At 63.4% G+C, this 26056-nt stretch carries 27 protein-coding genes and 1 pseudogene; 10 read left to right on the top strand and 18 right to left on the bottom strand.

The annotated features are described in order from the left end of the window. Positions 1 to 27: 27 nt before the first annotated feature. From hdaA to NKJ58_RS14700, 3 genes and pseudogenes are all read right to left on the bottom strand, one after another. A complete protein-coding gene (gene hdaA, locus NKJ58_RS14710; protein WP_352853337.1) occupies positions 28 to 732 on the bottom strand; it encodes a DnaA regulatory inactivator HdaA in 705 nt (234 codons plus the stop codon). Between the two features lie 2 nt (positions 733 to 734). Next, positions 735 to 1928 (bottom strand): AI-2E family transporter, encoded by a 1194-nt coding sequence (locus NKJ58_RS14705; protein WP_023705318.1) that lies wholly within the window; start codon positions 1926 to 1928, stop codon positions 735 to 737. After that, positions 1900 to 2444: pseudogene (locus NKJ58_RS14700) on the bottom strand (CDP-alcohol phosphatidyltransferase family protein). The gene NKJ58_RS14705 and the pseudogene NKJ58_RS14700 overlap by 29 nt, the downstream one beginning before the upstream one ends. Positions 2445 to 2631: 187 nt before the next feature. Between NKJ58_RS14700 and purM the strand changes: the two are divergent. From purM to NKJ58_RS14680, 4 genes are read left to right on the top strand one after another with little or no spacing between them, the layout of a single operon-like run. After that, positions 2632 to 3711 carry a phosphoribosylformylglycinamidine cyclo-ligase gene (gene purM / locus NKJ58_RS14695; RefSeq protein ID WP_023738653.1) on the top strand — a complete coding sequence of 360 codons (1080 nt, stop codon included), beginning with the start codon at positions 2632 to 2634 and terminating at the stop codon, positions 3709 to 3711. Beyond that, positions 3708 to 4415, top strand: a complete 708-nt coding sequence (purN, locus tag NKJ58_RS14690; RefSeq protein WP_023684759.1) for a phosphoribosylglycinamide formyltransferase — start codon at positions 3708 to 3710, stop codon at positions 4413 to 4415. Before purM ends, purN begins: the two co-directional genes overlap by 4 nt. 22 nt (positions 4416 to 4437) lie before the next feature. Continuing rightward, a complete protein-coding gene (locus NKJ58_RS14685; RefSeq protein ID WP_023731097.1) occupies positions 4438 to 4770 on the top strand; it encodes a hypothetical protein in 333 nt (110 codons plus the stop codon). Positions 4771 to 4780: 10 nt separating this feature from the next. Further along, positions 4781 to 5296 (top strand): SixA phosphatase family protein, encoded by a 516-nt coding sequence (locus tag NKJ58_RS14680; RefSeq protein WP_352518959.1) that lies wholly within the window; start codon positions 4781 to 4783, stop codon positions 5294 to 5296. 192 nt (positions 5297 to 5488) lie between these two features. Here NKJ58_RS14680 and NKJ58_RS14675 read toward each other — a convergent pair whose 3' ends face one another. The 6 genes from NKJ58_RS14675 to NKJ58_RS14650 all read right to left on the bottom strand — a co-directional run bounded on the left by NKJ58_RS14675 (position 5489) and on the right by NKJ58_RS14650 (position 11313). Then, entirely contained in the window at positions 5489 to 5722 is a 234-nt protein-coding gene (locus tag NKJ58_RS14675) for a DUF680 domain-containing protein (protein ID WP_023684758.1), read from the bottom strand. Between the two features lie 237 nt (positions 5723 to 5959). Further along, a complete protein-coding gene (gene dapB / locus NKJ58_RS14670; protein WP_023754698.1) occupies positions 5960 to 6733 on the bottom strand; it encodes a 4-hydroxy-tetrahydrodipicolinate reductase in 774 nt (257 codons plus the stop codon). 63 nt (positions 6734 to 6796) lie between these two features. Then, positions 6797 to 7600: an agmatinase gene (gene speB / locus NKJ58_RS14665; RefSeq protein ID WP_023684756.1), complete on the bottom strand. Its 804-nt coding sequence runs from the start codon at positions 7598 to 7600 to the stop codon at positions 6797 to 6799. 96 nt (positions 7601 to 7696) lie between these two features. Then, positions 7697 to 8869, bottom strand: coding sequence for an amidohydrolase (locus tag NKJ58_RS14660; RefSeq protein ID WP_352518957.1), 1173 nt, complete (start codon positions 8867 to 8869; stop codon positions 7697 to 7699). Between the two features lie 12 nt (positions 8870 to 8881). Then, on the bottom strand, positions 8882 to 10108 hold the full coding sequence (locus NKJ58_RS14655) for a Zn-dependent hydrolase (RefSeq protein WP_031201259.1): 1227 nt from the start codon (positions 10106 to 10108) through the stop codon (positions 8882 to 8884). Positions 10109 to 10110: 2 nt separating this feature from the next. Beyond that, the gene (locus NKJ58_RS14650) at positions 10111 to 11313 is read right to left on the bottom strand and encodes a diaminopropionate ammonia-lyase (RefSeq protein WP_352518956.1); all 1203 of its coding nucleotides are present in this window, start codon (positions 11311 to 11313) and stop codon (positions 10111 to 10113) included. A 103-nt stretch (positions 11314 to 11416) separates the two neighbouring features. Between NKJ58_RS14650 and NKJ58_RS14645 the strand changes: the two genes are divergently transcribed. Then, a complete protein-coding gene (locus NKJ58_RS14645) occupies positions 11417 to 11893 on the top strand; it encodes an Lrp/AsnC family transcriptional regulator (protein ID WP_023834753.1) in 477 nt (158 codons plus the stop codon). A gap of 57 nt (positions 11894 to 11950) precedes the next feature. Here the strand turns inward: NKJ58_RS14645 and NKJ58_RS14640 are convergent, their stop codons facing one another. From NKJ58_RS14640 to NKJ58_RS14630, 3 genes are all read right to left on the bottom strand, one after another. Then, positions 11951 to 14059 (bottom strand): molybdopterin-containing oxidoreductase family protein, encoded by a 2109-nt coding sequence (locus NKJ58_RS14640; RefSeq protein ID WP_352853336.1) that lies wholly within the window; start codon positions 14057 to 14059, stop codon positions 11951 to 11953. A gap of 159 nt (positions 14060 to 14218) precedes the next feature. Then, positions 14219 to 14632, bottom strand: coding sequence for a GFA family protein (locus NKJ58_RS14635; RefSeq protein WP_023689070.1), 414 nt, complete (start codon positions 14630 to 14632; stop codon positions 14219 to 14221). Further along, positions 14625 to 15539, bottom strand: coding sequence for an NAD(P)-dependent oxidoreductase (locus NKJ58_RS14630; RefSeq protein WP_081730967.1), 915 nt, complete (start codon positions 15537 to 15539; stop codon positions 14625 to 14627). The genes NKJ58_RS14635 and NKJ58_RS14630 overlap by 8 nt, the downstream gene beginning before the upstream one ends. 125 nt (positions 15540 to 15664) lie before the next feature. Between NKJ58_RS14630 and NKJ58_RS14625 the strand changes: the two genes are divergently transcribed. Then, the gene (locus NKJ58_RS14625) at positions 15665 to 16003 is read left to right on the top strand and encodes a winged helix-turn-helix transcriptional regulator (protein WP_023689072.1); all 339 of its coding nucleotides are present in this window, start codon (positions 15665 to 15667) and stop codon (positions 16001 to 16003) included. 224 nt (positions 16004 to 16227) lie between these two features. Here NKJ58_RS14625 and NKJ58_RS14620 read toward each other — a convergent pair whose 3' ends face one another. The 5 genes from NKJ58_RS14620 to NKJ58_RS14600 all read right to left on the bottom strand — a co-directional run bounded on the left by NKJ58_RS14620 (position 16228) and on the right by NKJ58_RS14600 (position 20898). Next, positions 16228 to 18105 carry an ABC-F family ATP-binding cassette domain-containing protein gene (locus NKJ58_RS14620; protein ID WP_023689073.1) on the bottom strand — a complete coding sequence of 626 codons (1878 nt, stop codon included), beginning with the start codon at positions 18103 to 18105 and terminating at the stop codon, positions 16228 to 16230. Between the two features lie 137 nt (positions 18106 to 18242). Next, positions 18243 to 18689 carry a Ros/MucR family transcriptional regulator gene (locus tag NKJ58_RS14615; protein WP_023670270.1) on the bottom strand — a complete coding sequence of 149 codons (447 nt, stop codon included), beginning with the start codon at positions 18687 to 18689 and terminating at the stop codon, positions 18243 to 18245. Positions 18690 to 18856: 167 nt separating this feature from the next. Next, positions 18857 to 19090, bottom strand: a complete 234-nt coding sequence (locus tag NKJ58_RS14610; protein WP_023684750.1) for a hypothetical protein — start codon at positions 19088 to 19090, stop codon at positions 18857 to 18859. Continuing rightward, complete coding sequence (locus NKJ58_RS14605; RefSeq protein WP_352853334.1) at positions 19083 to 20039, bottom strand: DMT family transporter; 957 nt, start codon at positions 20037 to 20039, stop codon at positions 19083 to 19085. The genes NKJ58_RS14610 and NKJ58_RS14605 overlap by 8 nt, the downstream gene beginning before the upstream one ends. A 25-nt stretch (positions 20040 to 20064) precedes the next feature. Continuing rightward, positions 20065 to 20898 carry a hypothetical protein gene (locus tag NKJ58_RS14600; protein ID WP_023743822.1) on the bottom strand — a complete coding sequence of 278 codons (834 nt, stop codon included), beginning with the start codon at positions 20896 to 20898 and terminating at the stop codon, positions 20065 to 20067. A gap of 111 nt (positions 20899 to 21009) precedes the next feature. On the opposite strand from NKJ58_RS14600, the gene NKJ58_RS14595 reads away from it, so the two are divergent. After that, positions 21010 to 21978: a LysR substrate-binding domain-containing protein gene (locus NKJ58_RS14595; protein WP_023743821.1), complete on the top strand. Its 969-nt coding sequence runs from the start codon at positions 21010 to 21012 to the stop codon at positions 21976 to 21978. Positions 21979 to 22219: 241 nt separating this feature from the next. Here NKJ58_RS14595 and NKJ58_RS14590 read toward each other — a convergent pair whose 3' ends face one another. Next, the gene (locus NKJ58_RS14590) at positions 22220 to 22372 is read right to left on the bottom strand and encodes a hypothetical protein (protein ID WP_023684746.1); all 153 of its coding nucleotides are present in this window, start codon (positions 22370 to 22372) and stop codon (positions 22220 to 22222) included. A 137-nt stretch (positions 22373 to 22509) separates the two neighbouring features. Between NKJ58_RS14590 and NKJ58_RS14585 the strand changes: the two genes are divergently transcribed. From NKJ58_RS14585 to NKJ58_RS14575, 3 genes are all read left to right on the top strand, one after another. After that, positions 22510 to 22677 carry a hypothetical protein gene (locus NKJ58_RS14585; RefSeq protein ID WP_023684745.1) on the top strand — a complete coding sequence of 56 codons (168 nt, stop codon included), beginning with the start codon at positions 22510 to 22512 and terminating at the stop codon, positions 22675 to 22677. Between the two features lie 50 nt (positions 22678 to 22727). Next, entirely contained in the window at positions 22728 to 24809 is a 2082-nt protein-coding gene (locus tag NKJ58_RS14580; RefSeq protein ID WP_352853332.1) for an ATP-dependent helicase, read from the top strand. 165 nt (positions 24810 to 24974) lie between these two features. Continuing rightward, entirely contained in the window at positions 24975 to 25277 is a 303-nt protein-coding gene (locus tag NKJ58_RS14575) for a DUF982 domain-containing protein (RefSeq protein WP_352518946.1), read from the top strand. Positions 25278 to 26056: the final 779 nt, after the last annotated feature.

Genomic DNA, 26056 nt, shown 5'->3' with positions numbered 1-26056 from the left:
TCGCCGTCCAGGGAATTGCAGCAGGATCTAAACCTCGAACTCGCCCTGCCCTTCGTCCATTGCGCTGACGGTTTCGGCGGCGAGCGCCCGGGTGATCGGCGTCTTGCGCTCGAGCGCGGTGCGGTCGAGGCGCTCGACCACGCGCATGGCGGTGGCCAGCGAGCGCTCGATGCGGCGCACCAGATATTGCACGACATGCGGCTCGACCTCGACCTGGCGGTCGGCGAAGAGTTTGGTGATGACACCGGCCAGAAGCAAATCGTCCGGCTCATGGATCTCGACGGTTGCCGCCGCCTTCAGCCGCGAGGCAAGATCGGGCAACGTCACCCTCCAGGCGGCGGGGAAGCGCCGCGCCGTCAACAGCAAGGTGGCCCCGGCGCCGCGCACTTCATTGATGAGATGGAACAGGCCCGCCTCGTCGATGGCTGTCTTGTCGACATCGTCGATCAGCGCGGGCCTGCCGCCAAGCCCGGTGATGGCATTGCCGATGCGCTGGGCATCGACCGCCACAGCGTTGGCCCGCGCCTGCCAGATCGAGCCCAGATGTGTCTTGCCGGAACCGGCCGGGCCAGCGAGCACGATCACCGGCGACGGCCAGTCCGGCCAGCGATCGACAAGGGCTGCCGCCTCGCTGTTGGTGGCCGACACCACCAGTTCGTCGCGCGAGTAGCCGGTGCCGTGGCCAAGGTCGAGCGGCAGTTGGCGCGGCGGTTCGGTCTTATGATCCGTCACGTTCAGCCGCGCGGCGACCGGTGGCCCCCGCCGCGAGCGGCGGGCAGCGGCGGGACGGGCTCGGTGGAGTGTCCCTTGTAGAGCGGCGATTCGAGATAGCGGGCAATGGCAAACCGCACCAGCACAGCAACCGCCGCCGAAGCAGGAACGGCGATCAAAAGGCCGACGAAGCCGAACAGGGCGCCGAAAGCGAACAGCGCAAACATCAGCCAGACCGGGTGCAGGCCGACGCTTTTTCCGACCAGCCGGGGCTGCAGGATGTTGCCTTCGATGAACTGGCCGATGAAGAAGACCACCGCGACAGCAACGATCATGGTCCAGTCCGGCCAGAACTGGACGAAGGCGACGCCGACGGCCAGGACCAGCCCGGTCAGCGAGCCGACATAGGGAATGAAGGAGATCAACCCGGCGAAGAGGCCGATCAGGATGGCGAAATTCAGCCCGGTCAACGTCAGGCCGGTGGCATACATGCCGCCGAGCACCAGGCACAGCGTGCCCTGGCCGCGCACGAAGCCGGCGGTCGCGGTGTTGATGTCCCTGGAGATCGCCCTGACCGTCCCGACATAATCGCGCGGCACCCAGCTGTCGACGACCGCCACCATGCGATCCCAGTCGAGCAGCATGTAGAAAGCGACAACCGGAGTGACCACGAACAGGCTGACCACCGACACCAGAGCAACGCCGGAACTCCAGATCGAGGTGAAGACGGTGCTCAGCAGGCCGAAACCGGAAGTGAGCAGCGAATTCAGCCCGTCGCGCAGGCCATTGGCATTGACGCCGAATTTCTGCTCCAGCCATTTCGGGTCGAACGAGGTGATCAGCGACTGCAGCCGGGTCAGATATTCCGGCAGCTTGCTGGCGAAATCGGCCATCTGCGTGGCCAGTACCGGAACCAGGATGACGAAGGCCAGCACCAAAAGGACGATGAAGGCAATCAGGATGACCACCGTCGCCATCAGCCGCGACAGCCCGAGGCGCTGCAGCCGGTCGGCGACCGGGTCGAGGAAATAGGCCAGCACCATGCCGGCAACGAACGGCAACAGGATGCTGGAGAAAATGTAGAGGAACAGCGCCAGGAAGATTGCCGTACCCAGCCAGAAGAAAATCTGGCGGCGAAACGCCAGGGACGCAGCCGCCTCTGCCAGCGCTGCAGTCGCGGCATTCTTGTCAACTACCCGGGGTGGAGCCTTCGCCATAGCCGCTCATATGCCTCAGCCAAGCCACGAGATAGGCCGCGGCCGAAGCCACGGTCAAGACCCCGGACAGCAATATGAGCGCAGGCCTGAGCGGGTCGAGGTGGAGGCCAAGGGCAAGTTCGCCCAGCACCACGGCGCCAGCACGATCTGGGCGGCGGTGTTGGCCTTCGACACATAGAGCGGCTTCATCTCGACCGGATTCGCCATGACCGTGGACAAAAGCACGGCGCAGATGATCAGCGCATCGCGTGACACCATGGTCACCACCAGCCACAGCGGCAATTGCCCGATGAAGCCCATGACCACGAACACCGAGACCAGAAGCACCTTGTCGGCCATCGGATCGAGATAGGCGCCGAGTCTCGAATGCTGGTTGAAGCGGCGGGCGATGAAGCCGTCGACGCCATCGGAAATTCCGGCAACGAGAAATCCGGCAAAGGCCCAGTCCCAGCGCATGTTCAGCATCGCCAGCACCAGCACGAAGCGCAGGATGGTGATGAGGTTGGGAATGGTCAAAGGCATGTCCCGCCATGCTTGTTCTGCAGATAGATGATGGAGTTGGATTGTGGCTGCCAGGACCAGCGGTGAAGGGGCGACTGTCCACGTATTTATCTTGGGCAAAAGCCCGGTATCCTGTCGTCATCCTTGCCCCCCGAAACCATTCATGCGAAGAGCCGCCGAGGGAAACAGGGATGCGCCGACGATGAGCAAGGGCGACCGGGCCAAGCGCAAGAACGGGCTCACCTATGCCGAGGCGGGCGTCGACATCGATGCCGGCAACCTCATGGTCGAGAAGATCAAGCCGCTGGTGCGCGCCACGCGCCGGCCGGGCGCCGATGGCGAGATCGGCGGCTTTGGCGGCCTGTTCGACCTCAAGGCCGCCGGCTTCACCGATCCGGTGCTGGTCGCCGCCAATGACGGCGTCGGCACCAAGCTGAAGATCGCCATCGATGCCGGCAAGCATGACACGATCGGCATCGACCTCGTCGCCATGTGCGTCAACGACATCGTCGTCCAGGGCGCCGAGCCGCTGTTCTTCCTCGACTATTTCGCCACCGGCAAGCTCGACCCCGACCAGGGGGCGGCAATCGTCGGCGGCATCGCAATCGGCTGCCGACAGGCCGGCTGCGCGCTGATCGGCGGCGAGACCGCCGAAATGCCCGGCATGTATAACGACAAGGATTACGACCTTGCCGGTTTCGCCGTCGGTGCTGCCGAACGCGGCCAGTTGCTGCCGACCGACGATATCGTCGAAGGCGACGTGCTGCTTGGGCTGGCTTCCTCGGGCCTGCATTCGAATGGCTTTTCACTGGTGCGCCGTATCGTTGCCGTCAGCGGGCTTGCCTGGAGCGATCCGGCGCCGTTCAACGACGAAGCGACGCTGGCCGAGGCGCTGCTCGAGCCGACCCGCATCTATGTGAAGTCGGTCCTCAAGGCCATCCGCAACACGCATGGCATCAAGGCACTGGCCCATATCACCGGCGGCGGCTTTCCCGAAAACATTCCGCGCGTCCTGCCCAAGGACTTTTCCGCAGAGCTCGATCTCAATGCCATCGATGTGCCGGCGGTGTTTTCCTGGCTGGCGAAGACTGGCGGCGTGGCGCCGGAGGAGATGATGCGCACCTTCAACTGCGGTATCGGCATGATCCTCGTCGTCGCCTCCGGCCAGGCCGCACAGGTCGCAGCCGTGCTGCAGGAGGCCGGCGAGACGGTGACGCCGATCGGCCGCATCGTGCCGCGCCGCGACGCCGGCGTCATCTATCGGGGCTCGATCGGCCTATGAGCAGGAAACGCACGGTTGTTCTGATCTCGGGACGCGGCTCCAACATGACGGCGCTGATCGCGGCGGCGAGCGACCCGGCCTATCCCGCCGAGATCGTCGGCGTCATCTCCGACCGAGCCAACGCCGCCGGGCTTGGCATCGCGGCCGCGCGCGGCATCCCGACCAAAGTCATCGTGCGCGCCGACCATGCCAGCAAGGAAGCGCATGATGCGGCGATCGACGCCGCTCTGATTGCGTTCAACGCCGAGATCGTGGCGCTGGCCGGCTATCTGCGCATCCTGTCCCGCGGCCTGGTCGAGAAGTGGCAGGGGCGCATGATCAACATCCACCCTGCCCTGCTGCCGGCCTTCAAGGGCCTGGATACCCATGCACGCGCATTGCGCGCCGGCATGCGTATCCATGGCTGCACGGTGCATTTCGTTACGCCTGAGATGGATGACGGCCCGATCATCGCGCAAGCCGCGGTGCCGGTGATGGTCGGCGACAATGAGGACACACTGGCCGCCCGCGTTCTGAAAGCCGAGCACCGGCTCTACGCGCTGGCGCTCGGCCTCGTCGCCGACGGCAAGGCGCGCATGGAAGGCGGCCGCACTGTGCTGGCGCATTTCGCTGACGATGCCGAAAACGGAACTTCGGTGGTGATGGCCCCCGACCCGCTGCGCGAAGAGCGCGATCTCGAACATCTGGCGCGGATCACGCCGTAGGCGCTTCAGGACCTGAAAGCCCTTGGATATTTTTGACAGCGCGATCCGGGGAAAAGGCGATCTCGCCGGCGTCTTTGAATATGACGACACTGAAGGGCCAGCAAACGCCACGGCTTATTTTTACCTATACGAAGCGCATGACGAGGTAGTTGGGCGGATCATCGGCGCAATTCATATTCGATCGGGTGCCTGGGCGATCACCGAAGCGGATATTGCCGTCCAATGGGACAAAGATGAGAGGCGCGTCGGCCTGTTCGTCTTCGGCACTTTGTCGGCAGCCTTTGATGCCGCTACGGGCGCTAAATACGGTGGCGGATACGGCAAGGACTTCCAGCGCGAAATTCCCTGGTCCTGAGATCTAACAGATGAAACAGCTGCTTCTTCTTCGCCACGCCAAGTCGAGCTGGGACGACCCGGCGCTTGCTGATTTCGACCGGCCGCTCGGGCCGCGCGGGCTGAATACGGCGCCGCTGATGGGGCGCGAACTGGCGCGGCGCAGTTGGCTGCCTGACCTGGCGCTGGTGTCGCCGGCGCTGCGTACGCGCGAGACATGGCGGCTGGTCTCGGCGGAACTGTCGGCGAGCGTAACGGTGGAGTTCGCCGAGGCGCTCTTCGAAGCCACGGCTGGCGACATTCTGGCCGAAGTGCGACGGGCAATCTCCTCTGCCGGCTGTCTCCTGGTGCTCGGCCATAATCCCGGCCTGGAGGACTTTGCCCGCCGGCTTGCCAGTCCGCGATCGGGTGTGGCTGCTCTCAGGAAACTTGAAGAGAAATTCCCGACCGGCGCCCTTGCCCGCTTTGTCATCGACGGCGACTGGGCGGATCTCGGCTTCGGCGCGGCCCGGTTGACGCATTGCATCAAGCCGAAGGATATAAGCTAGACCAAGCTGCCTAACGGGCTAGCCGCAGGTGACAGCCGCAAACCGTGTTTTGAAAAGATCACGGCCAAACAAGGAGATAGGACCAGCTGCTGGCGGATTGATTCAAGATCTTTACGGCCCGAGTCGATTGCACAAAAACAAGAGCGGTGGGCCTGGCCCACCGCTCTTTGTGGTCGTCGATTTCTCAGAAAATCAACGACCCCAGATGCCCTGGCCGGATTCCGGCTGGTTCGAGTCGCCCTTGATCGTGAAATCGCCGAGGCTGGCCGGCTTGCGGATCGAGGCGGTATAACTGTGATCGATGTTGCCGGCGGGCGCTGTCACAGCAGGCTGGTTGACGCCGTCGGAACCGTAGTGGTCGCTGCCTGCGAAAGCGGTGCCGGTGGCAAGGAGGATGGCAGCAGCGGTAAGTGCGATCTTGGTCATTTCAGGTAATCCAGATTTTTCAGTTCTGTCCGTCAAGTGGCGTGCCTTGGGAGGAATTCGCGTCGCTCGGACCACCCCGAAATGGGTGTGCGTTGCTGCCATTGCCAATCACAAAAATGTGCGAACCGAACCGTTCGGTTCGGTGTGGGAAGGCGCGAAATGGCGTAGTTGTTGCTATATTCTATTCTCTATACGGCTCCGACCTCGCAACGCCCCTCGTTGCGTTACCCTTGCATCTCAAAAGGTCGTGAAGCCCAGTACGTCGCGCATGTCGTATTCGCGGGGCGGCCGGACGGCGACCCAGCGTGCGGCCGCAATGGCGCCGCGCGCGAACATCGAGCGGTCGCCAGCTGAATGCGAGAGCGTAAGCGTTTCGCCCTCACCGAGGAAGCTCACGCAGTGCTCGCCGACGATGCTGCCGCCGCGCAGCACGGCAAAGCCGATCTCGCCGGCAGGGCGTGGACCTGTAAGGCCGTCGCGGATGCTTTTCGCCACATCGTCCAGCCTGACGCCATGTCCGCGAGCGGCCGCCTCGCCCAGCATCAGCGCCGTGCCCGACGGTGCGTCGACCTTCATGCGGTGATGCGCTTCCAGGATCTCGATGTCGGCGGCGGGACCAAGTGCTCGCGCCGCCTGTTCGACCAGCCCAGCCAGCATGTTGAGCCCCAGCGAGTAGCTGCCTGAGCGAACGATGGCGACGGACTTCGAAGCAGCAGCGATGGCGGCGAGATCGGCAGGTTCGAAGCCGGTCGAGCCGATGACCAGCGCCGGGCCGCCGCGGGCCGCGCAAGCTTGTGCAAGATCGACGGAGGCCGAAGGCGTGGTGAAATCGATGACGACATCCGCAAGCGCCAGTGCTTCGTCGCGCTCGACCAGCCCCTCACCGATGCTGCCCGGCCTGTGAAAGCGGGCGACGAGCGCCAGCCTGGGATCGGTCTCGACGGCCAGCGCCATCTCCCTGCCCATGCGGCCGAGCGCACCGGCTATGGCTAACTTCAACAGATGCGGCATGGCGGCTTTCACTGGAAATGCGAGTCACAACAATGATCTATCATGCCGCCCTGCCAGATTGGTTCAGCCGGCGCCATGGGTCTTGAGCATCATGCCGGCGATCTCCTTGACCAGCTTGGCGGCAACCAGCGCAGTGAGATTGGAGACATCCTGGCTTGCATTGTATTCGACGACATCGGCGCCGACGATGGGCTGGTCGATCCGCTGGATCAGGTTGATCACTTGCCGGGTTGTAAGACCACCGGGTTCGCGGTGCGACACGCCGGGCGCACAAGCCGGGTCGAGGCCGTCGAGATCGACCGAGAGATAGACCGGCGTCTTGAGATCGAGCTGCAGATCCTCGCTGAAATGCCGCGCCTCGATCATTTCGACGCCGAAGCGCTTGAGCTGGTCACGAAGCTCATCATTGAGGGTGCGCAGGCCGATCTGGATCAGCCGGTCAGCCAGCCCCTCCTCCAGGATGCGCGCGAAGGACGAGGTGTGGGACCGCCTGTTGCCCTGATAGGCATCGTAGATGTCGGGATGGGCGTCGATCTGGACGATCGTTAGCCTGGCATGGCGGCGGCGCACGGCACGCAGCACCGGCCAGGCGATGGCATGATCGCCGCCGAGGCTGATCAACGGGTGGCCGGCATCCAGCGCGCGGCCGACCTCGGCCTCGATTCGCTCCCACGGATCGCCGGCGCCTGAAAAGTCGATGTCGCCGTGGTCGACGAAACTGTCCGCCACATCGAAGCCGGTTTCGCTCCACGAGCTGTGCGCGTCGCTTTTGAGTTCGCGCCGGATCAGGGCCGGCGCTGCAGCCGCGCCCTTGAGATAGGACGAGTTCTCGTCATGTGGTATTCCCAGAAGCGAAACCCTGGTCATCGGCGTGCGATCTCCGGCAACAGGCAATCTCCCTAAACCCGGCATCTGGCTGGCGATAGCAGTGCCGCTTGGGCCAGTTGCGAAGGCGATCAGGCGTCACTTCCCGATCGCGCCGCCCAGTCTTTGCCTGACGATCGCGATATGGAAATCCGTGCCGTGCAACAGCCCGTCATCGTTGAAGTCGTAGCTGGAATTGTGCAGCGGCGGCGAGGTCTCGCCATTGCCGAGAAAGACGAAGCAGCCCGGTACGTGATCGAGGAAGCGGGCGAAATCCTCCGAGGCGGTCATCGGCTCCGCCGCGATGCTGGCGGCGCCATAGGCCAGCACGCGCCTTGCGGCGACAAAGGCCGCGTCCACCAGGTCGGCATCGTTCTGCAGCGGCACGAATTCCCTGCTATAGGTCACGTCGGCGGTGACATTGTAGGCGGCGGCGGTACCCGCTGTGATGACCCGCATCTGGCGCTCGATCTCGGCGCTGACCTCGGGACGAAAACTGCGGGCGTCACCGAGGATGCGGGCGAGGCCGGGCAATGCGTTGCGGGTGCCGTCGGTGATCAGCTCGGTCACCGAAACCACCGAAATGTCGGCGGGACTCAGCCGGCGCGAGACGATGGTTTGCAGATTGGTTACCAGCGCGCAGGCGGCGACCAGCGTCTCGTTCCCGGAATGTGGACGCGCCGCATGGCCGCCGATCCCCTTGAGCACGATCTCGAAATTGTCCTCCGCCGACATGAACGGGCCGGCACGGGTCTCGAAATGTCCAATGGGCAGGCCCGGCATGTTGTGCAGGCCAAAGATCTCGTCGAAGGGAAAGCGCTGCAGCAGCCCGTCGTCCAGCATCGCCAGCGCGCCCCTGCCCCATTCCTCGGCGGGCTGGAAGATGAAGCGCACGGTGCCGTCGAAACCGCCCTCGGCGGCCAGCAGCTTTGCCGCGCCGAGCAGCATGGTGGTGTGGCCGTCATGGCCGCAGGCATGCATGATGCCGGGGTTCTGCGAGCGATGGGCGGTCGCGGACTGCTCGGTGATGCGCAGCGCATCCATGTCGGCCCTGAGCGCAATCGCCCGGTTGCCGCTGCCGCGCTTCAATGTGCCAACGACGCCGGTGCCGCCGACCCCCTCTGCAACATCGTCCAGCCCGAATTCGCGCAGCTTCGCGGCGACAAAGGCAGCGGTGCGCTTTTCCTCAAAGCCGAACTCGGGGTGCGCGTGCAAATCGCGCCGCCAGCCGGTCATTTCCTGCTTCAGCACATCACGATCGAGCTCAGCCATTCTCTCCCCGACCTATTTTGCAAGCTCACTGGCGACATCAAGCAGGATGTTGGCGCCGGCGACAAGCTCGGCATCTTCAGTGTGTTCGCGCGGATTGTGGCTGATGCCACCGGCGCTCGGCACGAAGATCATTGCCGCCGGCGCGAGGCGGGCCATCATCTGCGCGTCATGGCCGGCGCCCGATGTCATGCGCCTGACGCCGAGACCGCGGTTCTTCGCGGCCGCCTCGATCAGTTCGACGATGCCGATGTCGAATAGCACCGGTTCGAAGCGGGCGAGCCGCTCGACCGAGATCGATACGTTCTCCGAAACCTCAAGCTCCTCGAGATAGGCAGCAAGGGCCGCCTCATGCGCCTGCAAGCGCTGTTCGTCGGGATCGCGCAGGTCGATGGTGAAGACGGCGCGCGCGGGAATGACGTTGATGGCGTTGGGTTCGAAGCGCATCGTGCCGACCGTGGCCACGGTTGGCCCATTTGAAGCCCTGGCCCGATCGTGCAGGAAGGTGATGATGCGGGCGGCGGCGTGGCCGGCGTCGCTGCGCATCGACATCGGCGTGGTGCCGGCATGGTTGGCGGCGCCGTCGATGGTGATGCGCTGCCAGGAAATGCCTTGCAAATTCTCGACCGCGCCGATCGGCACCCCTTCACGCTCCAGCACCGGCCCCTGCTCGATATGAAGTTCGAGATAGGCATGCGGCTTGAGGAAGCCGGGTTCGCGGTCGCCGGCATAGCCGATGCGGGCGAGCTCCTGGCCGAGCACGCTGCCATCCGTGCCGATGGCGGCCAGCACGGCCTCGGCGCTGACGCCACCGGCATGGCATAGCGAGCCCATCATGTCAGGCGTGTAGCGCACGCCTTCCTCATTGGTGAAAGCGGCGACCGCGACCGGGCGCGACGGCGAAAAGCCCGAAGCCTGCAGCGTCTCGATCACCTCCAGCCCGGCCAGCACGCCGTAGCAGCCATCATAGATGCCGGCATCGATGACGGTGTCGATATGCGAACCGATGAGCAGTGGCGCCTGCCCGGCATTGTCGGGGCATTGCCAGATGCCGAAAATATTGCCGACCCGGTCGATGGCGACTTCCAGCCTGGCCTGCCTGAGCCAGCCGACAAAGAGGTCACGGCCCTGTTTGTCTGTGTCGGATGCGGCGAGCCGGATCAGCCTATCCTCACTGTCACGGCCAACGGCGCCGAGTTCCCGGATGCGGCCAAGCAGACGCTGTGCATCGATCCCGATCATGGCTATGCCTCGGCCTTCAGCTTGCCGGCCAGCACATCGGCGGGGCTCTGCCCGACCAGCTCGGTATAGCGATGCGGGTCTGTGGCGCCTTCGGTGTTGATTACAAGCACGCGGGATTTGTCGTCGAGCCCGAGCGCGGCCTTGTGGTCGGCCACCGCTCGGATCAGCCCGGCCAGACCGACGCCGCCGCTTTCGCCCGAGACGATCGCCGGATCGCCGGCACGCGGCCGGGCAAGAAGCCGCATCACTGCAACGGCCTCGTCCTCGTCCACCGTCATGAAGGCGTCGGCAACCCGGGTCAGCACGCGCCAGGCAACTTGCGAGGCCTCGTAGCATTCGAGCATCGCCATCACCGTCGGCTGATCGTGTGCGACCTTGACCACGTGGCCCGCCCGGGCGGCTGCGACAACGCAGGCGGCGCGGGCCGGCTCGACGACGATGAAGGTCGGCCTGGCGTCACCGAGCACGATGGCGAGATGGCCGGCCAGGGCGGCGGCAATACCGCCGACACCGGCCTGCACGAAGACATGGGTCGGCGGCTGCGGCAACTGGCCCAACGCTTCGCGCACGATCGCCGTATAGCCCTGCATGACCAGACCGGGGATGCGCTCGTAGCCCGGCCAGGAGGTGTCGGACACCACGGTCCAGCCTTGCTCCGCTGAAACCTCGGCGGCCTGCCTGACCGAGTCGTCATAATTGCCGTCGACGCGGATCATCTCGGCGCCATAGCGGGCTATTGCTGCAATGCGCGCCTCGCTGACGCCGGCGTGAACGAAGATTGCCGCTTTCGCGCCAACCAACTGTGCACCTTGCGCGACCGAGCGGCCATGATTGCCGTCGGTGGCGCAGGCAACCGTCATGCCGGCAGCGACCGCCCGGACGTCGAACCGGTTGAGATCGGCTACGTCGACGGGCCGACCAAGCGATCGGCTCGCCTCCTCCAGCACCAGTCGAAAAACGGCATAGGCGCCGCCGAGCGCCTTGAAGCTGCCGAGACCGAGGCGAAAGCCTTCATCCTTGATGTGGACGGCGCCGAGGCCGAGTTCGCAGGCCAGCACCGGCAATGCATGCAACGGAGTTCCGAGGTGATTGTCGCGATGGGCAAGAAAGCGCTCGACCGTATCGGCACCGGCATTTCCCAGCGTTTCGGCATCGACCGGATCGAGCGGCCGGCGGTGCAAGGCATTGCTGTTGAGCAGGAACACGGGTGGCCTCCTTTGGGTGTGACGAAATCATATTGCAGCCGAGGCGCAAATAGCGCTGTTATTGGCGCTCCGAAATGCAAGTTTGTTTCGCCAGGATAGCGCTTTGCCTCGATCGCCTTCGCTCGACAGTTTCGACCTCGCCATCCTTGCCATCCTGCAGCGGGACAACACGACGCCGCAGCGGCTGATCGGCGAAGCCGTCAACCTGTCGGCGCCGGCGGTGCAGCGGCGCATCAAGCGCATGGAACAGTCCGGCGTCATTGCGGGCAATGTCGCCGTGGTCGACCCGGCGGCGGTCGGCCATCCCATCACCATCTTCGTCGAAGTGGAACTGGAGAGCGAACGCTCGGACCTGATCGACGCGGCCAAGCGGCAGTTCTCGGCGGAGCCGCAAGTGCAGCAATGCTACTACGTCACCGGCGAGGCCGACTTCATCCTGATTATCACCGTGGCCGACATGGGCGCCTATGAAGCGCTGACGCGCAGACTGTTCTTCGACAGCAAGAATGTCCGAAAATTCCGCACCTTCGTTGCCATGGACCGTGTCAAGGTGGGGCTGACGGTGCCTCTGCCGGGATAGCCAGTCTCTTTTACGCAATTCCGGACGGAAACCGCTCACACTTTTCCTGGAATTGCTTTAGCCCGCCGGCCGCAGCCAGACCTTGTTGTCGTGGAAGGCCGCACCGCCATAGGGCGCTGGTGCGTCGGCGCCGGTGAGCACATTGATGCCTTCGCCACGCTCATGCGCGCTGTTTGGCCAGATGCCCTCGGCGATCACCACGCCGCGCTTGAGGCCTTCGAACAGCTTTGCATGCAGCACCACCTCGCCGCGCCGGTTGCCGACCTCGATACGGTCGCCGTCGCCCAAGCCAAGCGCGGCAGCGTCGTCCGGATGCACCAGGAGTTCCGGCCGGCCTTCCTTGGCTCTCGACACCGGTGTCTCGGCGAATGTCGAATTGAGAAAATTGCGCGCCGGCGATGTGGCGAGCCGGAACGGATGCTCGGCGTCCGCCACCTCGATCAGGTCGACATGGTCAGGGAATTCGGGGAGTTCCGCCACCGGCCCGAACAGGCCCATGCTTTTCGGCGGCCGGTTGGGCGCCGCCTGCCCGCTCCAATTGGCGCGGAAGTGAAATTTCTTGTCGGCATGGCCGAAGCCAGCGATGAAATGCGCGGCCTCGAAATCCGGCTGCAGGTCGACCCATTTGTCTTCCTTCAGGCTGGCGAAGCTGCCCAGCCCGCGCTTGCCCAGGATGATGTCGATATGCTGCTGCTCGGTCAGGCCAAAGCCCGGCCGGTCGGAGACGCCGAGACGCTGCGCCAATTGCTCGATGACGAAGTGGTTGGTGCGCGGCCCTTCCGGCGGGTCGATCAGCTTGGGACCAAGCGTGATGTGCTGGTTGCCGCCGCCCTTGTAGACGTCGTCATGCTCGAGGAACATCGTTGCCGGCAGCACGACATCGGCAAGCTTTGCCGTGTCGGTCATGAACTGTTCGTGCACGCAGGTGAACAGGTCATCACGCAGAAAACCTTGTTTCACCAGCCGCTGCTCGGATGCGACATTCACCGGGTTGGTGTTCTGGATCAGCATCGCCGTCACCGGCGGGCCACCGTAAAGCGCGTCCGCTGCGCCGGTCAGCACCGGACCGATGCGCGACTGGTCGAGATGGCGAATATTGGGATCGCGCATCGCGGTGCCTTCCAGCACATCCTGGTTGAGCTTGAAGATGCCGGAATTGGAATGGAAGGCGCCGCCACCCTCATATTGCCAGGCGCCGGTGACGGCGGCGATGCAGGATGCCGCGTGCATGTTGACCGAGCCATTGCGCTGGCGGGCAAAGCCATAGCCGAGGCGGAAATAGGTTTTCCTCGTCGTGCCGACGAGGCGTGCGAAAGCCTCGATCTCGGTGACGGCAAGACCGGTGATGGCAGATGCCCATTCCGGCGTGCGCGTCTCCAGATGGGCTTCCAGCCCCTTCGGATCGTCGGTGTATCTTTCGAGATAGGCGCGGTCTGCCATGCCTTCCCTGAACAGCACATGCATGACCGCGCAGGCCAGCGCGCCATCGGTGCCGGGCTTCAGCACAAGGCCTATATCGGCCTGCTTCATCGTCGCGTTCTCGTAGACATCGATGACGACGATCCTGGCGCCACGCTCCTTCCGCGCCTTGATGGCGTGGGTCATGACATTGACCTGCGTGACCACGGCATTGGTGCCCCAGATCACCACGCAGTCGGACTTCGCCATCTCGCGCGGATCGGGACCGCGCAAGGCGCCCGCTCCCATCATCCAGCCGGTCCAGGCCAGATTGGTGCAGATCGAGCCGAAGAAGCCGGAGTATTTTTTCGCATGGCGCAGCCGGTCGATGCCGTCGCGCTGCACCAGCCCCATCGTGCCGGCATAGAAATAAGGCCAGACGGTCTCGGAGCCGTATTTTTCCTCGGCCGCGATGAATTTCTCGGCGACGAGGTCGAGTGCCGCTTCCCAGCTGGATTCTTTCCAGATGCCGGCGCCCTTGGCGCCGGCGCGAACAAGCGGCTTCAGCAGCCGGTCGGGATGGTGGACACGGTCGGCATAGCGCGCGACCTTGGCGCAGACCACACCAGCCGTATACGTATTGGACTTGGCGCCATGGACACGGCCGATGCGGTTGCCATCGAGCAGCTCGACCTCGAGCGCGCAGGTCGAAGGGCAATCATGCGGACAGGCGGAGTGGCCGATTCTGAGCTTGGCGTGCTGGTTCATGCGGGGTTTTTAGCGGGTTTCGCGGGCGGCGTGTAGGGCCAGAAGTGGCGCACCGCTTTGCCTCTGCGAGCAATGCCCCTTGCCTTCTCCCCTGGGGAAGAAGGCAAGGACACTGCCAAGCCGATCGCCACCCAAGACTGGGCCGGTCAGCTATCTGCCTCAGGAGGCTTCTGCCTGGGGCACGCCTTCCAGGCAGAGCCATTTGTGCTTCCTGTTGGGCCAATGAAGAATTGCCGGAGGCAGAAATTCCAGGTCCTCCAGACAGCCGACAGATACCGACAGCGCTTCCGTCAGGCCTTCGGCACGCATGAAGACGATCGATCCGCATGTGGTGCAAAATGTCTGCTCCAGCCATTGCCCTGACGAGCCGTTTCGTCGCCAGGATTTCGTCTCGCCTTTTCGGTCGACTATGGCGGAGTCGTCATAAATGGCTCGGTATGAGAACGCTGCGCCCGTGCATCTCTGGCATTCCAGGCAGCTGCAGGCATAGACGCGCCGAGGCTCCCCGGCGAGCACCAGTTCCACCCCGCGACACGAGCAGGTCGCCCGTCGCCTGGTCTTGCCATCACGCATTCGCAGGCTCCCTGCCATGATGCGGCGAACTATTTCCGAACAGGGGCGAGAGAGATGCAAAATCATCATCTGCGCGCCCGCCAGAAAGCGCCTGCTGGAAAATTGCGTCCATGGCGCGCGGCATGGCAGCGTCGAGACCTCGTTCCTGGCATGCTTCGAGCAGATGCCGGAAGGCGCTGTAGTGGGCGCCCAATGACGCGAGCGTTGCGTCGTCGCCGGCAAAACGGCGCGCCTTCGTCCGGTCAACCACATCGAACAAGGCGGCATCGACAACCGGCTTGAATGCAGTCAGATGGCTCCTGAACGTCTCCAGATCGAGACCTTCGGCCTCGGCGACAGCCATGCCCTGGAGCGCGCCAAAGAGCCCGCCCCACATCTGCGTGAGCAGCGCGGTATCAAGCGCGGAGGCCTGGCCCGGCACCTCGCCGACATAACTTGTGCCGCCGCCAAGCGCAAAGAGCAGGGTCTTGTTCGTTTCGTAGACGGCGCGGGAGCCTGAATAAAGCAATGCTGTGTCGGGTTTGCCGATAAAATCCGGGGTCGCCAGGATCGCCCCGTCCAGATAGCTGGCGCCATGCGCTTCTATCCAGCGCGCTTCCTCCCGTGCCAAGCGCGCTGAGCCGGAGGTGAGTTGCACGATGGCTTTGCCGGCCAGTGCCGAAGCAACACTGCGCTGCTTGAGCAGCGCATCGCTAGCGGCATAATCCAGAACATTTATGATCACGACATCGGCCGACCGGATTCCATCCTCGACTGAAGAGGCTACCCTCGCACCAAGAATACCTAGGGGCTGGCACCTGGCCGCAGTACGATTCCACACCGATGTTGGATAATTTCGGTCGAGCAACGTTCGAACAATGGACGAGCCCATGCGGCCCGCGCCGAGCACGCAGACATTGGATTTCATGACGATTTCTCCGATAGCGATAGCTGGTTTGTCTTTGGCGCGCTAATCTGAAGATATATATTCTTCCTGCGTTGAGAAGTACGCACCTTGAGGTAAGTTATTGGAATCATGTCAGGAGTAGTCACATGAGGAGCAAGGAAACAGACAGCTGCGGCTTTGCTGCCGCGATGCAGGCAATCGGCGGAAAGTGGAAAACCTCGTTGTTGTGGGAATTGCACCTGCGGCCTCACCGCTTCGCCGAATTGCACCGGCGGTTGTCGGGGATCAGTGAGAAGATGCTCGCGCAACAATTGCGACAGATGGAGGCCGACGGGCTTGTCAGCCGACGCGCCTATGACCAGGTACCGCCGCGCGTGGAATATTCGGTGACGCCACTGGGCTTCAGCCTGAACGATGCCGTGACCGCAATGTCGGCATGGGGGAAGCGGCACGAGACGTGGAAAGTTCAGCGGAAAGCCGCCTGAAAGCAGGAGCTCGTTTGGTGATCCGCGCGAGCCAAATTACGGTCCGCTTCTCGACGCCGAAGACGGCAATAAACACCGGGCCGCGTCGCCCGGGTGCGTAAGAGAAGCCGTAGCAAGAGCCTCGGTGCCGAAGGCTTTTCAGCCCCCTGTTGGATCCCCCGCTGCTTTGCAGCGTCCCGGCGTTCGCTGGCCTTTCATCATGCGACTGGGCGCAACCGGCCGCTTTACTCCGCCGTGCCCTCTTCATACTCCGCCGACATGGTCAGCCACTTTTCCTCATGACCGGCAAGCTGCTGGGCCAGTTGCGAGCGCTCCTTGGCGAGCCGGGTCGCCGTCGACGGATCCTTTTCGTAGACGGCCGGATTGGCGAGTTCGTCCTCGATCAGGTCGATGCGCTTGCGGATGCGGTCCATCAGCGCTTCGGTGGCGCGGATTTCCTTGGCCAGCGGCTCGAAGGCGGCGCGGCGCGCCGCGGCATCGCGGCGGCGATCGGCCTTGGATGCCTTCTCGGCCTCGCGCTTGCCGCGTCGATCGCCGGACACGCCGGTGACCAGCGTCTTGTAGTCCTCAAGGTCGCCGTCATACGGGTTGACCGCACCATCCTTGACCAGCCACAGCCGGTCGGCGGTCGCTTCCAGCAGATGGCGGTCATGCGAGATCAGGATGACGGCGCCGGGAAACTCGTTCAGCGCATGGATCAAGGACTCGCGGCTGTCGATGTCCAAATGGTTGGTCGGTTCGTCGAGGATGAACAAGTTTGGCCCCTCAAAGGCCGACAGGCCCATCAGCAGGCGCGCCTTCTCGCCGCCGGACAGGTCCTTGGCGGCGGTGTTCATCTTCTCGGTGGTGAGACCGAACTGGGCGACGCGGCCACGTACCTTGGATTCCGGCGCCTCCGGCATCAGCCGGCGGACATGCTCGTAGGCGTTTTCATCAGGCCTGAGATCGTCGAGCTGATGCTGTGCAAAGATCGCCACCTTCAGGCCCGGCGCCACCGTCATGGTGCCGGTTTCCTGCTTCAGCCGGCCGGACAGGAGCTTGGCGAAGGTCGACTTGCCGTTGCCGTTGGCGCCGAGCAGCGCGATGCGGTCGTCGGCATCGATGCGCAGCGTCATCTTCTTCAGGATCGGCTGGCCCTCGGTGTAGCCGACATTGACGTTGTTCAAGGCAATGATCGGCGACGCCACCGTTTTCACCGGTTCGGGGAAAGAGAACGGCCGCACCGTGTCGTTCACGATCGCCGCGATCGGCTTCATCTTCTCCAGCGCCTTGATGCGCGACTGCGCCTGTCTCGCCTTCGAAGCCTTGGCGCGGAAGCGTTCGACGAAGGACTCCATGTGTTTGCGCGCGGCTTCCTGCTTGACACGGCCCTTCTCCTGCAACTCCTTCTGCTCGGTGTACTGGCGCTCGAACTGGTCGTAGCCGCCGCGCCAGAAGGTCAGCTTCTTCTGGTCGAGATGAACGATGGAATTGACGGCGCGGTTGAGCAGGTCGCGATCGTGCGAGATCAGAAGCACCGTGTGCGGATATTTCGACACGTAGTTTTCCAACCAAAGCGTTCCTTCGAGATCGAGATAGTTGGTCGGCTCGTCGAGCAGCAGAAGGTCGGGCTCGGCAAACAGCACCGCGGCAAGCGCGACGCGCATGCGCCAGCCGCCGGAGAAGGACGAGGCCGGCCGTCTCTGCGCGGCGTCGTCGAAGCCGAGGCCGGCGAGGATGGTGGCCGCGCGGGATTCCGCCGAATGCGCATCGATATCCGCCAGCCGCATATGGATATCGGCAATGCGGTGCGCGTCGGTGGCGGTCTTTTCCTCCTCGAGCAGCGCGGTGCGCTCAAGATCGGCCTTGAGCACGATCTCGATCAGCGGCTCCTCGGTGCCGGGTGCTTCCTGCGCCACCTGGCCGATGCGGGTGTTTTTGGGCAGGCTGATCGAGCCGGTCTCGGAGGGAAAGTCGCCGGTGATGGCCTTGAACAGCGTGGTCTTGCCGGTGCCGTTGCGGCCGACGAGGCCGGCCTTGGTGCCGGCCGGCAAGGTCAGCGAGGCATGATCGAGAAGCAAGCGTCCGGCCATGCGGAGCGAAAGATCGTTGATGATAAGCATGCCGGGGCTTTTGCACGGGAGGGCGGCGCTTCGCAAGTGCCTGGGCGCTGGCGGGGGCATAAGGCATGAAAACGGCGCGCCCAAAGCGCGCCGTCCATCACTGCTAACTGCAGACTGACTTTAAGAGGCTGCCTGGTTCAGGCTTTGGGTTTGCGCTTCGTCACCTTGGCCGCGGCGGCCGGAACGGCCGGCTTGCGGCCGAGGCCCGAGGACTTGGCCAGTGCCGAACGGGTCGCGGAGTAGTTCGGCGCCACCATCGGATAGTCCGACGGCAAGCCCCATTTGCCACGATATTCCTCCGGGCTGAGACCATGGTCGGTCATCAAGTGGCGCTTCAGCGACTTGAATTTCTTGCCGTCCTCAAGACAGACGATGTGATCGGGAAACACCGACCGCTTCGGATTGACAGCGGGGTTCAGCGCGGGGCTTTCCACGGCGGCAATGCTGCCCAGCTTGCGCACCGATGCGCTGACGCTGGCGATCAGATCCGGCAGGCCAGACGCAGGGAGAGGATTGTTGCCGACATAGGCCGAGACGATGTCAGCAGTCAGTTCAATAGCGGTCTTGCTGTCGATGGTGTGCAATTCTGTTTCTCCCGCCGGTCATGAAGTTGCCGGCTTTTTTTAAGACTTCTCTTGATGTATCGACCTAGCTGCACCCCCCAACGGGTCGCTAAAGTCTCAATAAATGATCAAGAATCGGAACAGGAGGATGTTTCCACAACAGGTTGCAACGTTGCAAATTAGAAAATCTAATACTTGGAAACGGCCGACTTCGCGCCAGCAGATTTCAACTGCACGGACGCCGCAGGTTTAGAGTCGGCCAGTATGTCCAGAATGCGCTTCCAGCGGGCGCACCGGCCGAAATCTTTTTGCTCTATCGCCTTTTCGGCCTTCATGGCGGCGTAGAGCGGCGCCTCGGCGCCGAACTCCTTGAGCAGCCAGAATGCTTCCTGTCTGGCGAGGCGTTCATCGTCGTCAAGCATGTTCAGCCTCCGAGCGTTCTATGCCCACCGCAATACAGCTGCCGATGACGAGGACCGCACCGGCTATCGCGGTCAGCGTCAGCCTTTCGCCCGAAAGTGTCAGCAGCAGCGTCGATGCGATCGGCGTCAGATAGGCGATGACCGCAACCTTGCCGCCGCCTTCAAGCTTCAAGGCGCGCGACCAGAAATAATATCCCAGCCCCATCGGACCGGCGCCGAGATAGAGGCCAAGCAGGAGGTGCTCGCTGGATGGCCAGGCTGCGCCGTCGTGAATACACCACAGCAAGGTCAGGCCGACGCCGACCAATGCCGAAGGCAAAAGCAAACGCTCCGACGGTGTGGCCAGGCGGGCGACCGCAATCGAATAGAAGGCCATGCACAGCGCCGAGCCGAAGGCAGCGAGATAGCCGACGATGCTGCCTTGGAGAAAAGGCTGGCCGCGGCCACCCGAGATCACCAGCGCCACGCCGACAAAGCCGAGCACGGCAGTCAACCCCATCAGCACGGGGCGTTGCCGCTTGCCCAGCACGATGACCGCCGCCGCGACCATCAGCGGCCAGGTGTAGGCGACGAGATTGGCCTCGATCACCGGCATGGAGGCAAAGGCGATGTATTGCAGCACCATGGTGCCGACCAGGCCAATAAAGCCGACCGCGACCGGCGCCAGGGTGCCGTCAGCACCCTTGGAAAAGGCTGCGTCTTGCGTGTCCCCCTTCCGGCTCGCCAGATGGATGACGGCGAACACCAGAGCCGCTCCACAAAATTGCAGCAACTGCACGAGCGACACTGGATGGCTGGCCAGCAGGGATTTGCCGACCAGCGCGTTGGTCGACCACAGGGCGACCGCGCCGGCGGCGAAGACCAGGGCCGATGGCGAGCCGGATCCATCCCGGAATCGGCGCGACGGTGCCTTGTCCTTATCGCCGACCATGATGTTACCGACGGCCAAACCGGCGTCCACTTCTATGCTCTGGCTACCATGAATCCCTTGACCCGCCCGGGACCGGCGCATCGGCCGCCGCCGCAACCGGACGTTCTTCCTCGAAGCGGCGATAGGCCGGCAGCTGGTTCGTCCAGACGTCTTCGGCCAGTTCGTTGACCCATTCGCGATCGTGATCATTGTCGGCTGCGAGATAGAACATGCGATTGTCGTCGACGTAGGGCTTGGCCACAGAGCGCTGGTTGAGGACCAGCGTGACGCGCGAGCCGAGCTGGATCGGCGCGGTCCGGTGCAGGACGCCGAGAAACTGGCCGAGTGTGGCGTAGTTCATCTTGTGGTCGATGCGCATGACCTGGTTGCGCGGAATCTCGCGGCCGGATTCAAGGATGGCGCGGCCGGTCTCGGAGTCGTCGCAGTAGATTTCGAGATGGCCGCCGACCAGCGGATTGCTGATCGACAGCGGAATGAGTTCGGTGACCGGGACACCGTCGCAATGCCAATCGACCGCGCCGTCCTTGGGATTCATGAAAGTGACGGTCGAGCCGACGATCGACAGCGGATAGGGCTCGAGCTTGGTGCCCATCATGTCGGACAGACGCTCCAGGCGCAGCTTGTCATGCAGCAACTCCTTGATCTCCGGGATGAAACGGTCGGCGCCGGTGATGAAGGTAAGGTCGAGGTGCTTGTGCACGGCGTGGCTGGCCTTGAGCTTCAACGCCGCCTCTTCGATCGCCGCCAGCAGCGCCGGGTCGTAGCCATGCAGATACTGCGCAACGCCGAAACCCGACACTTTCCAGGCCGTCTCATGGCCGATAATGGCTTCTCGGCTCATCGCGTAGCGCAGTTCAGGTATGGTATGGGCGTTCATTCTACTTCTCCAGGATGGGGGCATCACTTGGTAAACTGTCGATTAATTTCCCCACCCCTGTAAAATTAGGAATGCTGGTGCTAGTGTAAGCCCAGCTTAAGGTCGAAACGCGTGCGTCTGCTCAGTCAGGTCAACCTCAATTCGCTGAAGATTGTCGAAAGTGCCGCCCGGCACCGTAACTTCACGCGCGCGGGCGAAGAGCAGTTTATTACTGCTTCCGCCGTCAGCCAGCGCGTCAAAAGCCTCGAGGACCAGCTGCGCTTCAAGATCTTCCAGCGCGGCGGCAATGCGGTGTCGCTGACACCCGAAGGCGAGACCTATGTGTCGCGCGTTCGCGAGGCGCTGGAGCGCATCGTGGCGGCCAGCATGGAGGCGACCGGACAGTCGCAGGCGCATGTGCTGAAGATTTCGGTGCTGCCGACGTTCGCAGCGCGCTGGCTGTTTGCCCGCCTGCCGCTGTTCCAGCGGCAATATCCCGAAATCGAAATGCGGGTCTCGACCTCCTACGCCACCAATGAGTTCGCCACCTCCGAGTTCGACCTCGAGATCCGCTATGGCGACGGCAGCTTTCCCGACCTCAAAGCGGACCTGCTGTTCAAGGAGGATTTGACGCCGGTGTGCAGCAGGAAGCTGTTCCACGAGGTTCTCGGCGACACGCCGCCGTCACAGGTGACGCCCGACGACCTCAGGCATTTCACGCTGCTGCATTCCGACACCTGCACGCAGAACTGGCAGTCGTGGCTGGGTTTTGCCGGCGCGAGTTCCGTGCTCGGCGAGACCAAGAGCATCTATTTCGATTCCTGCATGATGTCCTATGAGGCGGCCAATGCCGGTATGGGCTTTGCAGTCGCCAACCGCGCCTATATGGCGAGCGAGATCCGCGCAGAGAGACTGGTGGCGCCGTTTGCCGTGCATCACCCCAACACCGCCGGCTGGTATTTCGTCTGCCCGGTCACCGCGCCCTACACGCGCAAGGTGGAATTGTTCAAGCAGTGGATCATGGCCGAGGCGGCGCTGACGCAGTGCCAGCTGGACGCCGGGATCGCCGGCGGCCCGGTGCTGCGCAAGGCCATTGCCTGAGGTCGGATTCTTTCCGCGGCCTTGCGGGATTTGTGGCCTTTTCTGCTGGTTTTGCGCAGACGGCACGAGCAGAACCGGCACGAAAACTGCCACCTCATGACGCAGGCGAGAGACTCAGCTATCTTCGGTTGTTGCGGCGGACCTGATATCCGCCTGGCCGGCGCTATCAGCTCACCTCCCAAGCGGCGCCGGCCTTCTTCTCCCGAAGGCTACCTTCAGCCTTGTCGTCCCGCTAAAACGATCATTGCGCGGGCTGATCGCCGCCGGCCGCCGGCTTTGGCGCCGAATCCGACTGCGGGGCATGGTCGAGCAAGGGTGCTTTGGTCGGCTGGATATTGTTGTCGCAGGCGGCGAGCGCCAAGCCGACGGCCAACAGAACAGGGAGCTTCTTCATGGCAACCTCCTTCGTTTGCCCTCCCCCTCGTGAAGGCAACGAGAGGATTTAGCTTTGGTTGCACGCTCGCAAACGACACCGCGTCGGCTGGAACCAAACGGCGGCTCTGAGGTTGGTTGCCTAAAGGAGATCGCGCCATGATCCGTCTGCTCATAACCGGCCTTTTCGCTTACGCGACCTATCGCATCGCCAAGGAGATCATCAAGGACGTGCCTGACAATTTCGATCCGTTGCCGGTGCCTGGCGACGAACGCGCCGCCTTGCGGCGCCAGTCGGCGGCAACGGGTGTCGCGCCACGGCGGTAAGGGCGACTTCCGCCCGTTGCGAACAAAGCGGAAACGATGCTTGATAGGCGATGACCATCGCCATCAATGATTCGTCCTTGCGGCCCGCCTATCTGGCGAAGCTCAACGCCGAGCAGCGGCTCGCTGTCGAACATGGCGACGGCCAGATCGCCGGGCCGCTGCTGGTGATCGCCGGCGCCGGCTCCGGCAAGACCAACACGCTCGCCCACCGGGTTGCGCATCTGATCGTCAAGGGCGCTGATCCCAGACGCATTCTGCTTATGACATTCTCGCGCCGCGCCGCCACCGAAATGGCCAGGCGGGTCGAACGCATCGCCGGCGAGGTCCTGGGCCGAGACGCGTCCGTCATCGCCGACGCGCTGGCCTGGGCCGGTACGTTTCACGGCATCGGCGCCAGGCTGCTGCGCGACTATGCGCTGACGATCGGCCTTGACCCCGCCTTTACCATCCATGACCGCGAGGATTCCGCCGACCTGATGAATCTTGCCCGGCATGAGCTTGGATTCTCGAAGACCGAAAGCCGGTTTCCGACCAAGGGCACCTGCCTGGCGATCTATTCGCGCGCCGTCAACGCTCAGGCGCCGCTCGGCGAGGTGCTGGGTTCGGCCTTTCCCTGGTGTGCCGGCTGGGCCGAACAGCTGAAGGCGCTGTTCGCCCGATATGTCGAGGCCAAGCAGGCGCAGAACGTGCTCGATTACGACGACCTCCTGCTCTACTGGGCGCAAATGGCCGCCGAGCCGGAGATCGCGGCGCATCTGGGCTCGCGCTTCGACCATGTGCTGGTCGACGAATACCAGGACACCAACCGGCTGCAGGCCTCGATCCTTTCGGCGCTGAAGCCGGACGGCGCCGGACTGACAGTGGTGGGCGACGACGCGCAGTCGATCTATTCGTTTCGCGCCGCGGAAGTGCGCAACATCCTCGATTTCCCGCAACAATTCGCGCGAGCCGCCGATGTCATCATGCTGGAGCGCAACTACCGCTCGACCCAGACTATCTTGGCGGCAGCCAATGCGGTCATCTCGGAGGCGTCGGAGCGCTTCACCAAGAACCTCTGGTCGGAGCGCAAATCCTCGCAAAGGCCGAAATTGGTCAGCGTGCGCGACGAGGCCGAGCAGGCGAACTATGTCTGCCAGGCCATCCTGGCCGAGCGCGAGGCCGGCACGGTGCTGAAATCGCAGGCGGTGCTGTTTCGCGCCTCGCACCACAGCGGCCCGCTGGAGATCGAACTGACGCGCCGCAACATCCCCTTCGTCAAGTTCGGCGGGCTCAAATTCCTCGACGCCGCCCATGTCAAGGACGTGCTTTCGGTGCTGCGTTTTGCCGAGAACCCGCGCGACCGCGTCGCCGGCTTCCGCGTGCTGCAGCTCCTGCCCGGCATCGGCCCTTCGGCGGCGAGCACCATCGTCGAGACCATGGCGACATCGCTCGACGAGGAAATGGGACTGGCCCGCTACCGGCCGCCGCAACGCGCGGCTGAGGACTGGCCAGCCTTCGTTGCGCTTTATTCCGGCCTGCTCGCGCGGTCGGGGAAATGGCCGGCCGATCTCGAACAGGTCAGGCTGTGGTACGAGCCGCATCTCGAGCGCATGCACGATGATGCAACGACGCGGCGGGCCGACCTCATGCAGCTCGAGCAGATCGGTTCCGGCTATGCTTCGCGCGAGCGCTTCCTGACCGAGCTGACGCTGGATCCACCGGATGCGACCAGCGACCAGGCCGGGCCGCCGCACCGCGACGAGGACTATCTGATCCTGTCGACCATCCATTCGGCCAAGGGCCAGGAATGGAAGAACGTCTTCGTGCTCAACACCGTCGATGGCTGCATCCCGGCCGATCTCGGCGTCGGCACCAAGGAAGACCTCGAGGAGGAGCGCCGGCTGCTTTACGTCGCGATGACGCGGGCCAAGGACGGCCTGCATCTGGTGACGCCGCAGCGCTTCTTCACTCACGGCCAGGCAGCGCGCGGCGACCGCCACGTCTATGCCTCGCGAACCCGTTTCATCCCGGCCTCGATCCTCGGCGCTTTCGAGCAGACCTCTTGGGCGAGCGTCCACGCCAAGGACGATCCGCGCCACAGACCTGAGGTCCGCGTCGACCTCGGCGCCCGCATGCGCGGCATGTGGAAATAGAAGCCGCCGCAACCGCGGATGCCGGCCGGGGAGCGACCTCAACAAGCAAATCGTCCTGTCATGGCATCTCTCAGGGAACCTCGGGCCGCCGGCCGCGTTTTCTGGCGTCCACCACGCGATCGGAGAGCGGCGACCGCCGCCTTCCGCCCATCCAGAGAGGCCAGAATGCACGACGCGATGTTCTTCACCCCGGTTGCCGTTAGCGTTGGCGCCGGCCACAAACGCATGCTCGCCTCGCTGTTCGACATGCATGATTTCCTGACCGAATTTCCGCCGTCACGCCGGCGCCTGAGCTATGGCGCGGCCGTGAGGGCTTGCGAGGCGGCGCGCGCCGGAGAAATCTCGACCGAGGCCGCACGCGATGCCCTGATCACCTTTGCAGTCACGGCAGGCATCCTCTGGCCCGCGGTCCAGGCGGCCGTCTCGGTCAAGCCGGTCGCACACGGTTATGGCGGCTACGCCGTCTGAGACGGCCGGGACCAGGCCTGCCCAGCAAAAAAGATCACTCGGACTTGCCGGCAGACGTCGGCGAGGCCTCTGCCAGCCTTGCCGGCGGGGCGGTCTGTTCGGTGTTGCCGACAAAGAGTTGATCGCCGACAAAGGGATAGGCAAGCTGCCGATGATAGAGCGAGGGAACCGGGTCATCGGTGTCGTATTCTGCGGCATCCTTTCGGGCATGAACAATGTGCCTCCCAGCATGTCGAGCAAAGGCAGCTGCCCGGCGAAATTCTTGTCCCAGGCTTCGCGCTCATTGGCATGATGCCAGTGATGAAATCGCGGTGACGCCAGCAGCCATTTCAACGGTCCGACCCTGATACGCGTGTCGAATGGATGAACAGCGACTGCCACTGATAGACCAATGTGAAGATCAGTATGGCGGGGGTCGAAAATCGAGCGCGAAGACCGGCAGGAACGACGCCGATTTGGTCAGGATCTGTTCGACAGGATGGACGCGGTGCGCTGCCAGCCAATCCATCTCCTATGACCGGCACCGCCTTGAGGCACCCTGCCCTCGTTGGGGCCGAAGATCAGCTCGCCAGAGATTAATGCTAAGAGATGAACGGATTGCTGACGGCGGCTGATGCCCCGAAAATCGATATTTCATCTGTATAACGATGTTTTCCAAAGTTTTTGTACATTATCGCGGTTATCGAGAAGTCGATCTCAGAAGCGATAGTTTTTACCGGCAACATGGAAACAATATGTTGGCCGCCGCTGCACCAAAAACTGGGCACAATTTCCAATTT

The sequence above is a fragment of the Mesorhizobium sp. M0139 genome (assembly GCF_040322455.1).
Classification (GTDB): domain Bacteria; phylum Pseudomonadota; class Alphaproteobacteria; order Rhizobiales; family Rhizobiaceae; genus Mesorhizobium.
This window is presented reverse-complemented; position numbering and strand designations above follow the sequence as displayed.

Excerpts from the sequence above, each read along its gene's own strand:
- NKJ58_RS14705 (WP_023705318.1), bottom strand. The coding sequence starts at position 1,928 with ATGGCGAAGGCTCCACCCCGGGTAGTTGACAAGAATGCCGCGACTGCA.
- purM (WP_023738653.1), top strand. The coding sequence starts at position 2,632 with ATGAGCAAGGGCGACCGGGCCAAGCGCAAGAACGGGCTCACCTATGCC.
- purN (WP_023684759.1), top strand. The coding sequence starts at position 3,708 with ATGAGCAGGAAACGCACGGTTGTTCTGATCTCGGGACGCGGCTCCAAC.
- NKJ58_RS14680 (WP_352518959.1), top strand. The coding sequence starts at position 4,781 with ATGAAACAGCTGCTTCTTCTTCGCCACGCCAAGTCGAGCTGGGACGAC.
- NKJ58_RS14675 (WP_023684758.1), bottom strand. The coding sequence starts at position 5,722 with ATGACCAAGATCGCACTTACCGCTGCTGCCATCCTCCTTGCCACCGGC.
- dapB (WP_023754698.1), bottom strand. The coding sequence starts at position 6,733 with ATGCCGCATCTGTTGAAGTTAGCCATAGCCGGTGCGCTCGGCCGCATG.
- speB (WP_023684756.1), bottom strand. The coding sequence starts at position 7,600 with ATGACCAGGGTTTCGCTTCTGGGAATACCACATGACGAGAACTCGTCC.
- NKJ58_RS14660 (WP_352518957.1), bottom strand. The coding sequence starts at position 8,869 with ATGGCTGAGCTCGATCGTGATGTGCTGAAGCAGGAAATGACCGGCTGG.
- NKJ58_RS14655 (WP_031201259.1), bottom strand. The coding sequence starts at position 10,108 with ATGATCGGGATCGATGCACAGCGTCTGCTTGGCCGCATCCGGGAACTC.
- NKJ58_RS14640 (WP_352853336.1), bottom strand. The coding sequence starts at position 14,059 with ATGAACCAGCACGCCAAGCTCAGAATCGGCCACTCCGCCTGTCCGCAT.
- NKJ58_RS14635 (WP_023689070.1), bottom strand. The coding sequence starts at position 14,632 with ATGCGTGATGGCAAGACCAGGCGACGGGCGACCTGCTCGTGTCGCGGG.
- NKJ58_RS14630 (WP_081730967.1), bottom strand. The coding sequence starts at position 15,539 with ATGAAATCCAATGTCTGCGTGCTCGGCGCGGGCCGCATGGGCTCGTCC.
- NKJ58_RS14625 (WP_023689072.1), top strand. The coding sequence starts at position 15,665 with ATGAGGAGCAAGGAAACAGACAGCTGCGGCTTTGCTGCCGCGATGCAG.
- NKJ58_RS14620 (WP_023689073.1), bottom strand. The coding sequence starts at position 18,105 with ATGCTTATCATCAACGATCTTTCGCTCCGCATGGCCGGACGCTTGCTT.
- NKJ58_RS14610 (WP_023684750.1), bottom strand. The coding sequence starts at position 19,090 with ATGCTTGACGACGATGAACGCCTCGCCAGACAGGAAGCATTCTGGCTG.
- NKJ58_RS14600 (WP_023743822.1), bottom strand. The coding sequence starts at position 20,898 with ATGAACGCCCATACCATACCTGAACTGCGCTACGCGATGAGCCGAGAA.
- NKJ58_RS14590 (WP_023684746.1), bottom strand. The coding sequence starts at position 22,372 with ATGAAGAAGCTCCCTGTTCTGTTGGCCGTCGGCTTGGCGCTCGCCGCC.
- NKJ58_RS14585 (WP_023684745.1), top strand. The coding sequence starts at position 22,510 with ATGATCCGTCTGCTCATAACCGGCCTTTTCGCTTACGCGACCTATCGC.
- NKJ58_RS14580 (WP_352853332.1), top strand. The coding sequence starts at position 22,728 with ATGACCATCGCCATCAATGATTCGTCCTTGCGGCCCGCCTATCTGGCG.
- NKJ58_RS14575 (WP_352518946.1), top strand. The coding sequence starts at position 24,975 with ATGCACGACGCGATGTTCTTCACCCCGGTTGCCGTTAGCGTTGGCGCC.